Here is a 9475-nt window from a genome sequence, read left to right on the forward strand (position 1 = left end):
ATTTAGTATGCTAGCATTAATATCTTGTAATGATGATGAATTTTTAGAGCAATCATCACCGGATCAATTAACTTCAGAAAGCTTTTGGAGAAATGCAGAAGATGCAAAATCTGGATTAACAGCTGCTTATGCAGAATTAGAATCAAGAAGTAATTTTTGGGACGGTTGGCAAGAAGGAAGACCGGTGGTAGAATACTTTAGATCTGATTATGCAATGCCTGGGCCAGATGCAACAAACTATGGGCATTGGATGTCTATTTTTAATTTCACGTATACAAATGGTCATACTTTTGTAGATGTTTTATGGACTACTAATTATAAAGGTTTAAATTTTGCAAATCAGGTTATTTCAAAAGTTGGCGCTATGACCAGTGAACAAATATCAGATGCAGAAAAAAAACAAATTATTGGTGAAGCAACTTTTTTAAGAGGATACTATCATTTTAAATTATTAACACTTTTTGAACAAATTATTTTGAGAACAGATATTATCTCTCAAGAAACGTTGGATAAAGAGTTGGCAGGAAGACCAGAATCTTGGACTGCAATAATTAATGATTTTAAAACTGCGGCAGAAATGCTTCCACCAACAAATAGTGCTGAAAATTTAGGTAGAGCTAGTAAAGGTGCTGCATTAGCTTATTTGGGAAAAGCTTATTTATACAAAGCAGGAGATATTTCATCTTCTGAAAGTAGTGATTTTGAAAATGCAGCTGACACGTTTAAACAAATTGTTGATGATGGTGTTGGAAATTATGATTTAGAACCTAATTTTTTAAGTCTATTTAATGGGGAAAATGAAAATAATTCCGAATCTATTTTTGAATTACAATTTAAAAGTGGAGATGCAACTTCATGGAATGCAACCGCACTTCATTTCTTTGTAGGAGATTGGTCTGTTGGTGGATGGGGAGGTATTGAAGCTTCAATGGCTGCAGTAAATGAAATGAAAAAAGAAGGAATGATTGCGACCAATGGTTTATATGATAATAGGTTATACGGTTCGCTCTATTTTAGAGATTCCTTTTATAATGATACCAATACCAACCAAATGCAAGGTTGGACTTGGGATGTACTTATGAATGATACTTATGGAGATACGCATGAGAATCATGCATACTTCAGAAAATGGCTACCAAATTATGTATGGAATAATGGATATGTTGGAGTAAACGTTGTATTAATGCGTTATGCTGATGTGTTATTAATGTATGCCGAAGCCTTAAATGAAACTGGAAATACACCAAAGGCAATTGGTTTAATAAATCAAGTTCGAGCTACACATGGTTATATGCCACCTATTACTGTAAGCTCTACTGAAGATGTGAAAACTCAAATAATCCATGAAAGAACTATGGAATTAACACTAGAATCTACTCGATTTTTTGACTTAAGAAGATGGGGTATGTTAGATCAGGCTATGCAGGCTGCAGGTAGAAGTGGATTTAATAGTGCTGAACATTCATATCTTCCAGTTCCTTTATCTGAAATACAGGCAAACTCTAAAATTGACTAATAAAATTTTTATAAGTATATAATAATTAATTTGAGTTAAGTTTAAAAAGGCTGTCTGAAAAGGCAGTCTTTTTTTGAATCTACTAATATTTATAATTATATAAAATGAAAAAAAGTATGGTATTTTGAGTTTTTAGGAAGGTAAAACAATTGTTCACTTTTTGCCGAGTAACGATATTCAGGTTGCCATTTCCTGCCGAAAAAAAGAAAGAGCACTGAACATTTTAGAAGGATATATAAACGGAAAGGCAGTTTCTTGGACAATAGATAAATTAGAAGTTTTAGAGCAGCTTATTCAGACCACAATTTAATTGTTAGGTTATCAACATATACAAACATGTTACATTAGCTAAAAAATGTATTCTAATTATTTTTTTGTGCTTTAGAATAATACTCTTCTAACTAAAATTTGGTTTTTAATTGATATAAATTAGTAAAACCTAATAGTTGTGGTTTTGTAAGAATAAATATTATATTTGCATTTAGTATTAATATATTTTTTTTGTACCCCAACCCTAAAAATGAACAAAAATAATTTTAAATACTTTTTAAGTGTGGGTCTAATCCTCACATTTTCAGTGGTATTTGCAAATAAAACCCCACCTTTACCTGGAGGACCAGTTCCTGTTGGTCTCCCAATAGATGGCGGTATTTTTTATTTGATAATGGCTGCTTTGGCCCTAGGATTTTATTCAATAACAAAAAAAAAGTAACTACTTTTCTAATAATTTAGCAACATATTTTCCAATAACATCAAATTCTAAATTTACTACTGTACCCTTTTTAAAGGTGTGAAAGTTTGTGAAATTGTACGTATAAGGAATTATTGCAACCGAAAAAGTGTTATTTATAGAATTTACAACTGTAAGGCTTGTCCCATTTACAGTAATTGAACCTTTTTCAATAGTAATATTGTTTAAAGAGTTGTCATATTCAAAACTAAAAACCCAACTTCCATCTTCTTCAATAACACCCGTACAAACCGCAGTTTGATCTACATGACCTTGAACAATATGACCATCCAACCTAGCGCCAAGAATCATAGCGCGTTCTAAATTTATTTTATCACCAATTTTTAGGTGTTTAAAATTCGATTTGTCTAAGGTTTCTTTTATGGCCGTTACAGTATATTCATTTCCATTTATAGCAACGGTAGTTAAACAAACCCCATTATGAGCAACACTTTGATCAATTTTTAATTCAGAAGTAAAATCACTTTCTATACTAATATGTATATTATCTCCTTCTTTAACAATATTTTTAACAACACCTAAGCTTTCTATTATACCTGTAAACATAATTTTATGAATTTATTTCATTACTTTTGAAGTCTCAAAAATAAGCATTATAACCGTATTTATGGATAAATTTGAAAAAATTAAATTAGGAATTTCTATTGGAGATTTTAATGGTATTGGAATAGAAATAATCTTGAAAACCTTTTCAGACAAAAGAATGTTAGACTTTTGTACTCCTGTAATATTTGGAAGTACAAAGTTAATTACAAACTACAAAAAAAATCTCAATATTAACATTCCATTTAATGGAATTAGGCAAGTAGATAGAGCCATTAACGGTAAAGTAAATATTTTAAATCTTTGGAAAGAAGAGATAGACATAAAATTAGGAGAGCCTACAGAATTGTCTGGAAAACTAGCTTTTGAATCACTAGAAGCTGCAACAAATGAATTAGCTAAAGGAACCATAGATGTGTTGGTTACTGCTCCAATTAATAAAGATAATATTCAGTCTGAAGATTTTAAATTCCCAGGTCATACCGAGTATTTAGAATCTAAATTAGACGGTGAAAGTTTAATGATTTTAATGGCAGATACTTTAAGAATAGGTTTGATTACGGGTCATATTCCAATTGCTAAAGTTTCTGAAACAATTACACCAGAATTGATTAAGAAAAAAGTAGCGATATTGTATAAAACTTTAGTACAAGATTTTGCTATTTCTAAACCTAAAATTGCAATATTAGGTCTTAATCCACATTGCGGAGACCATGGAGTTATAGGGGAAGAAGACGATTCCATTGTTAGACCAACTATTGCTGAATTACAGAATGAAGGTAAATTAATATATGGGCCTTACGCAGCAGATAGCTTTTTTGGATCAAGCAATTACAAAAACTTCGATGCTATATTAGCAATGTATCACGATCAAGGCTTAGCGCCGTTTAAAACACTTTCTTTTGGCGAAGGAGTTAATTATACAGCAGGTTTAAGTAAAATTAGAACTTCACCAGACCACGGCACTGCCTATGAACTTGCAGGTAAAGGTTTGGCGAATATCAACTCTTTCAAAGAAGCTGTTTTTACAGCTATAAAAGTTTTTAAAACACGAGAAGAATATAAAAGTTTGACAGAAAACACTTTAAAATCCAATCAAAGAAAAGAAAAATTGTAAATTTCTATATTTATTTAAAAAATGTATATATAATTTTTATATCTTTGCACGCTCAAATTGAAGTTCTATTATGAAAGATTTAAAAAATTTCGATATTTCTTTTATAGGTTTAAAAGATGGAGTTCATCAGTTTGATTATAATATAAGTAAAGAGTTCTTTGATTTTTTTAATTATGAAGAATTTTACAATTCAAATGTAAAAGTAAGTTTGTCTTTTTTAAAGAAACCTACTCTATTTGAATTAAGTTTTGCGTTTTCTGGAAGTTTAGAAGTAGCCTGTGATATTACAAACGAGCTATTTCAACAGCCAATAGAAACCAATATGTTTTTAATTGTAAAATTTGGGGATGAATTTAATAACGAAAACGATGAGTTGTTAATAATTCCACATTCAGATTACAAACTAAATATTGCACAATATATATATGAAGCAATTGTTTTAACAGCACCCATAAAAAAAGTGCATCCAGGGGTAGAAGATGGAACCTTAAAATCTGAAATATTAGATAAATTAAACGAATTTAAGATAAAAGATAAGAATATAGAAAAAAATCATTTAGAAGTCGATTCAAGTAATATAGACCCTAGATGGAATAAATTAAAGAGCATACTAATAGAAAAAAATAAGAGTAATGGCACATCCTAAAAGAAAAATTTCAAAAACAAGAAGAGATAAGAGAAGAACTCATTATAAAGCTGTAGCTCCTCAAGTAGCTGTTGATCCAACAACAGGAGAAGCGCATTTATATCACAGAGCTCACTGGCATGAAGGAAAACTTTATTATAGAGGCCAAATAGTAATAGATTCAGTTGAAAATCAAGCTTAATTTATTATAATATAACATTGTAAAAAAACTCTCATTTTGAGGGTTTTTTTTGTTTTTTATAATCATTTTATATAAAAAACGGAAAAATTCACTAATAATTAAAAATAAATTTCATTACTTTGAAAGTCTTTTTTTATTAAAAAGAAAAACATTATGACAAAAATTACCGCAGTAATTACGGCCGTTGGGAAGTATGTTCCAGAAGATGTTTTATCTAACAAAATGTTAGAAGAAATGGTTGACACCAATGATGAGTGGATAACTTCAAGAACTGGAATTAAAGAGCGAAGAATTTTAAAAGGAGAAGGAAAAGGAACTTCATATATGGCTATTAAAGCCGCTCAAGAATTAATTGATAAGAAACAATTAGACCCCAAAGAAATTGAATTAGTTATAGTTGCAACAGCAACTCCAGATATGCAAGCGGCTGCTACAGCTGCATTTGTAGCAACAAAAATTGGAGCGACTAATGCTTTTGGTTTTGACTTAGAAGCAGCTTGTTCAAGCTTTTTATTTGGAATGTCAGTGGCATCAAGATATATAGAATCTGGCAAGTACAAAAAAGTATTACTTATTGGTGCAGATAAATGTTCATCTATGATTGATTATACAGATAGAGCAACATGTATTATCTTTGGTGATGGAGCAGGAGCAGTGCTATTTGAACCAAACGAAGAAGGTCTAGGCCTACAAGACGAATATTTAAGAAGCGATGGTTCCGGAAGAGATTTTTTACAAGTAAAAGCAGGAGGATCTTGTTATCCAATTACAAAAGAAGTACTTGATAATAGAGATAATTTTGTTTTTCAAGATGGGAAAACCGTATTTAAAAACGCAGTTTTTAATATGGCAGATGTCGCAGTAAAAATATTAGAGCGCAATAATTTATCAAAAGAAAGTATAGATTGGCTTGCGGCACATCAAGCTAATAAAAGAATAATTGAAGCAACTGCAAATAGAATTGAAGTAGATAAATCTAAAGTAATGATGAACATACAAAAGTATGGAAATACTACTTCAGCGACATTGCCATTGCTTTTAGCAGATTACGAAAATCAACTTAAAAAAGGAGATAAAATAATTTTTGCTGCATTTGGTGGAGGTTTCACATGGGGATCTATTTACTTAAAATGGGCATACAACTCTTAAATTAATTAACAACAAAAACTAAGTGAATATTATGGAATTAAAAGATATTCAAAATCTAATTAAATTTGTAGCTAAATCTGGTGCAAGTGAGGTTAAGTTAGAAATGGAAGACATTAAAATTACCATTAAAACTGGATCTGAAAAAACTGAAACTACAATTTTACAACAAGCCCCAATGGGAATGCCTCAAATGGGAATGTCTGGTCAAGTTGCACCACCGAATCAAACTCAAGAAGCAGGACTAGGAGCAAATGTTGCTGCTGAAGAATCTAAATTTATAGAAATTACTTCGCCAATAATTGGTACTTTCTACAGAAAACCCTCTCCAGATAAAGACGTATTTGTTGAGGTAGGTGATACTGTAGGTCCAGATACCGTTGTTTGTATGGTGGAAGCAATGAAACTCTTTAATGAAATTGAAGCTGAAGTAACTGGTAAAATTGTGAAGATTCTTATTGAAGATGGTACTCCAGTTGAATTTGGTCAGCCATTATTTTTAGTAGACCCATCATAAATAAAATCACAATTTTTAATTTTCAGATTCCAATTATTTTTGGAATTTGTTTTTTGAATTTTGATAAACAGAAGTATGTATGTTTAAAAAAATATTAATCGCCAATAGAGGTGAAATAGCATTACGCGTTATTAGAACCTGTAGAGAAATTGGAGTTAAAACGGTAGCAGTATATTCAACAGCTGACTCAGAAAGCTTACATGTTCGTTTTGCAGATGAAGCAGTTTGTATAGGACCACCTTCAAGCAGTGAATCATATTTAAAAATGTCAGCAATTTTAGCAGCAGCGGAAATTACAAATGCCGATGCAATTCACCCAGGTTATGGATTTTTAGCTGAGAATGCTAAATTTTCTAAATTATGTGAAGAGCATGGGATCAAATTTATTGGAGCAACTGCCGAAATGATAAGTCAAATGGGCGATAAAGCATCAGCTAGAGCAACAATGAAAGCTGCTGGTGTTCCAACAATCCCGGGTTCTGAAGGAATTTTAGAAACCTTTGAAGAAGCTGAAAGTTTAGCAGATGAAATGGGGTATCCCGTTATGTTAAAAGCAACTGCAGGTGGCGGAGGAAAAGGAATGCGTGCTGTATGGAAAAAAGAAAAGTTAAGAGATCTTTGGGATTCCGCGCGTCAGGAAGCTGGTGCAGCATTTGGAAACAAGGATATGTATTTAGAAAAGTTAATTGAAGAACCTAGACATATAGAAATTCAGGTTATTGGAGATTCTTTTGGAAAGGCCTGTCATTTATCTGAAAGGGATTGTTCAATTCAACGTCGTCACCAAAAATTAACTGAAGAAGCTCCTTCTCCATTTATGACTCCTCAATTAAGAAAAAAAATGGGTGATGCTGCTGTAATGGCCGCTGAATATATTTCTTATGAAGGTGCAGGTACTATAGAATTTTTAGTTGATAAACATAAAAATTTCTATTTTATGGAAATGAATACTCGTATTCAGGTGGAGCACCCAATTACAGAACAAGTTATAGATTACGATCTAATTTACGAACAAATTAAAGTAGCTGCTGGAATTCCAATTTCAGGAAAAAATTATTTTCCGAAATTACATTCAATAGAATGTAGAATTAATGCAGAAGACCCTTTCAACGATTTTAGACCATCACCAGGGAAAATCACAACATTACATATTCCAGGAGGTCATGGAGTAAGAGTAGATTCGCACGTTTATGCTGGGTATTCAATACCACCAAATTACGATTCTATGATTGCCAAACTAATAACTACTGCTCAAACAAGAGAAGAAGCAATTAGTAAAATGCGTAGAGCTCTTAATGAATTTGTTATTGAAGGTATTAAAACTACAATACCATTCCACAGACAATTAATGGAGCATCCAGACTATATTGCAGGAAATTATACTACAAAGTTTATGGAAGATTTTAAAATTCAACCTGTTGAAGAGGATGAATAAGGTTTTAGATATATAAATTTAAAAAAGGCTGTTTTAATACTTTAAAACAGCCTTTTTTTTCAACTTTTTTAAGATTTAAAATTATGAAAAATCAAATAGTAACTATAGATGGTATAGATAAAACTATTTTAAAACATTTAATGCAAGATGCCAGAACTTCAATTTTAGGAATTGCACGTGAAATTGGAATCTCAGGAGCGGCTATTCACCAAAGGTTACGAAAATTAGAGTCGAGTGGATTAATTTCAGGATCAAAGCTAATTATAAATCCAAAAGTGCTTGGATATAATACTATGGCTTATGTTGGAGTGCATTTAGATAATGCTAGTAAATATTCTTCAGCGATAAAAAGATTAAGAGAAATTCCAGAAGTAGTTGAGAGTCATTATACTACAGGGAATTGGTCTATTTTTATAAAAATACTTTGTAAAGACAACACACATTTAATGAAAGTTTTAAATGAACAAATCCAATTTATTAAAGGTGTTGCACGTACAGAAACCTTTATTTCATTAGATCAACAAATCGATAGACAGCTAAAGTTGTAAAAAAACCTAACAGATTTTTAATAATCTGTTAGGTTTGGGAATATTGTTTTTACAACTTTTATTAGAATTATTAATCTCTAGAACCAAAAATTTTCAGGCCCCAATAAAACAACATGGCTAACGATCCTAATGCGGCAATCAAATAAGTTCTTGCAGCCCATTTTAATGCATCTTTAGCACCATCTTGTTCTGTATTGGTAAGCATATTATTTGATTTTAACCAAGCTAGTGCTCTGTTACTGGCATCATATTCAACGGGTAAAGTAATAAAACTAAATAGTGTAGCAAGAGCCATCATTCCTAAACCTACAATTGCAATTGTAAATCCAATTGGAGAATTTCCAGATGCAGCTCCCAAAACAACACCACCAATAACCAACCACATAGAAAAGTTTGAAGTAATACTTACAACAGGAACTAATCTAGAGCGCATTTGTAACCATTGATATGCTTGAGCGTGCTGAACAGCATGTCCAACCTCGTGAGATGCTACAGCCGCCGAAGATGCGTTACGTTCATTATAAACAGCCTCACTTAAATTAACAGTTTTATTTGCGGGGTTATAATGGTCTGTTAATCTCCCTGAGGTAGAAATAACTTTAACATCATAAATACCATTATCATGTAACATTTTTTCAGCAATTTCTTTACCACTTAATCCATTTTGTAATCTAATTTTTGAATAGTAGTCGAATTTTCTTTTCAATTGTTGGCTCACTAACCAACTTAATAATGAAATACCACCAATTATTATATAATATCCAATCATAATTTCTTTTTAGTTAATGTATTTTAATTTGGTAAATTTACAACATAAATTATTCCAAATTTAAGCATTCAGACAAAATGGCAAAAATTACTAAGATACTTTTAATATACACTGGCGGAACAATAGGTATGGTAAAAGATTTTAAAACAGGTGCACTAAAGGCATTTAATTTTGATAAACTATTAAAACATATACCTGAAATTAATCATTTAAATTGTTTAGTAGAAAGTATTTCATTTGAAGAGCCAATAGATTCTTCAAATATGAATATATCTAATTGGGTTTCTTTAGCAGAAATTATAGAAA

13 protein-coding genes are annotated in these 9475 nt (G+C 31.2%); 11 read left to right on the forward strand and 2 right to left on the reverse strand.

The features are described from left to right. From AB1Z17_RS12680 to AB1Z17_RS12690, 3 genes are all read left to right on the forward strand, one after another. The coding region (locus AB1Z17_RS12680) for a RagB/SusD family nutrient uptake outer membrane protein (protein WP_368052152.1) at nucleotides 1-1516 on the forward strand (1516 nt) is incomplete at its 5' end. A gap of 160 nt (nucleotides 1517-1676) precedes the next feature. Further along, a complete protein-coding gene (locus AB1Z17_RS12685) occupies nucleotides 1677-1826 on the forward strand; it encodes a hypothetical protein (protein ID WP_368052153.1) in 150 nt (49 codons plus the stop codon). A gap of 210 nt (nucleotides 1827-2036) precedes the next feature. Beyond that, on the forward strand, nucleotides 2037-2228 hold the full coding sequence (locus tag AB1Z17_RS12690; RefSeq protein WP_368052154.1) for a hypothetical protein: 192 nt from the start codon (nucleotides 2037-2039) through the stop codon (nucleotides 2226-2228). On the opposite strand, the gene AB1Z17_RS12695 is transcribed toward AB1Z17_RS12690, so the two are convergent. Beyond that, nucleotides 2229-2813, reverse strand: coding sequence for a riboflavin synthase (locus AB1Z17_RS12695; protein ID WP_368052155.1), 585 nt, complete (start codon nucleotides 2811-2813; stop codon nucleotides 2229-2231). Between the two features lie 61 nt (nucleotides 2814-2874). Here AB1Z17_RS12695 and pdxA point away from each other — a divergent pair, with 61 nt between their 5' ends. The 7 genes from pdxA (at nucleotide 2875) to AB1Z17_RS12730 (ending at nucleotide 8400) form a co-directional block, all read left to right on the forward strand. Beyond that, a complete protein-coding gene (pdxA, locus tag AB1Z17_RS12700; protein WP_368052156.1) occupies nucleotides 2875-3927 on the forward strand; it encodes a 4-hydroxythreonine-4-phosphate dehydrogenase PdxA in 1053 nt (350 codons plus the stop codon). A 70-nt stretch (nucleotides 3928-3997) separates the two neighbouring features. Beyond that, a complete protein-coding gene (locus tag AB1Z17_RS12705) occupies nucleotides 3998-4573 on the forward strand; it encodes a DUF177 domain-containing protein (protein ID WP_368052157.1) in 576 nt (191 codons plus the stop codon). Then, nucleotides 4560-4754 (forward strand): 50S ribosomal protein L32, encoded by a 195-nt coding sequence (rpmF, locus tag AB1Z17_RS12710; protein ID WP_115877909.1) that lies wholly within the window; start codon nucleotides 4560-4562, stop codon nucleotides 4752-4754. Before AB1Z17_RS12705 ends, rpmF begins: the two co-directional genes overlap by 14 nt. 153 nt (nucleotides 4755-4907) lie before the next feature. Continuing rightward, a complete protein-coding gene (locus AB1Z17_RS12715; protein ID WP_368052158.1) occupies nucleotides 4908-5903 on the forward strand; it encodes a beta-ketoacyl-ACP synthase III in 996 nt (331 codons plus the stop codon). Nucleotides 5904-5934: 31 nt separating this feature from the next. Then, nucleotides 5935-6417: an acetyl-CoA carboxylase biotin carboxyl carrier protein gene (accB, locus tag AB1Z17_RS12720; RefSeq protein WP_368052159.1), complete on the forward strand. Its 483-nt coding sequence runs from the start codon at nucleotides 5935-5937 to the stop codon at nucleotides 6415-6417. 79 nt (nucleotides 6418-6496) lie between these two features. Then, nucleotides 6497-7852 carry an acetyl-CoA carboxylase biotin carboxylase subunit gene (accC, locus tag AB1Z17_RS12725; RefSeq protein WP_368052160.1) on the forward strand — a complete coding sequence of 452 codons (1356 nt, stop codon included), beginning with the start codon at nucleotides 6497-6499 and terminating at the stop codon, nucleotides 7850-7852. 83 nt (nucleotides 7853-7935) lie between these two features. Beyond that, the gene (locus AB1Z17_RS12730; RefSeq protein ID WP_368052161.1) at nucleotides 7936-8400 is read left to right on the forward strand and encodes an Lrp/AsnC ligand binding domain-containing protein; all 465 of its coding nucleotides are present in this window, start codon (nucleotides 7936-7938) and stop codon (nucleotides 8398-8400) included. A gap of 70 nt (nucleotides 8401-8470) precedes the next feature. On the opposite strand, the gene AB1Z17_RS12735 is transcribed toward AB1Z17_RS12730, so the two are convergent. Further along, nucleotides 8471-9169 carry a zinc metallopeptidase gene (locus AB1Z17_RS12735; RefSeq protein WP_368052162.1) on the reverse strand — a complete coding sequence of 233 codons (699 nt, stop codon included), beginning with the start codon at nucleotides 9167-9169 and terminating at the stop codon, nucleotides 8471-8473. A 77-nt stretch (nucleotides 9170-9246) separates the two neighbouring features. On the opposite strand from AB1Z17_RS12735, the gene AB1Z17_RS12740 reads away from it, so the two are divergent. After that, nucleotides 9247-9475 (forward strand): asparaginase domain-containing protein (locus tag AB1Z17_RS12740; protein WP_368052163.1); only part of this gene is annotated, 229 nt, incomplete at its 3' end.

The organism is Lutibacter sp. (assembly GCF_040883305.1).
Lineage (GTDB): Bacteria > Bacteroidota > Bacteroidia > Flavobacteriales > Flavobacteriaceae > Lutibacter.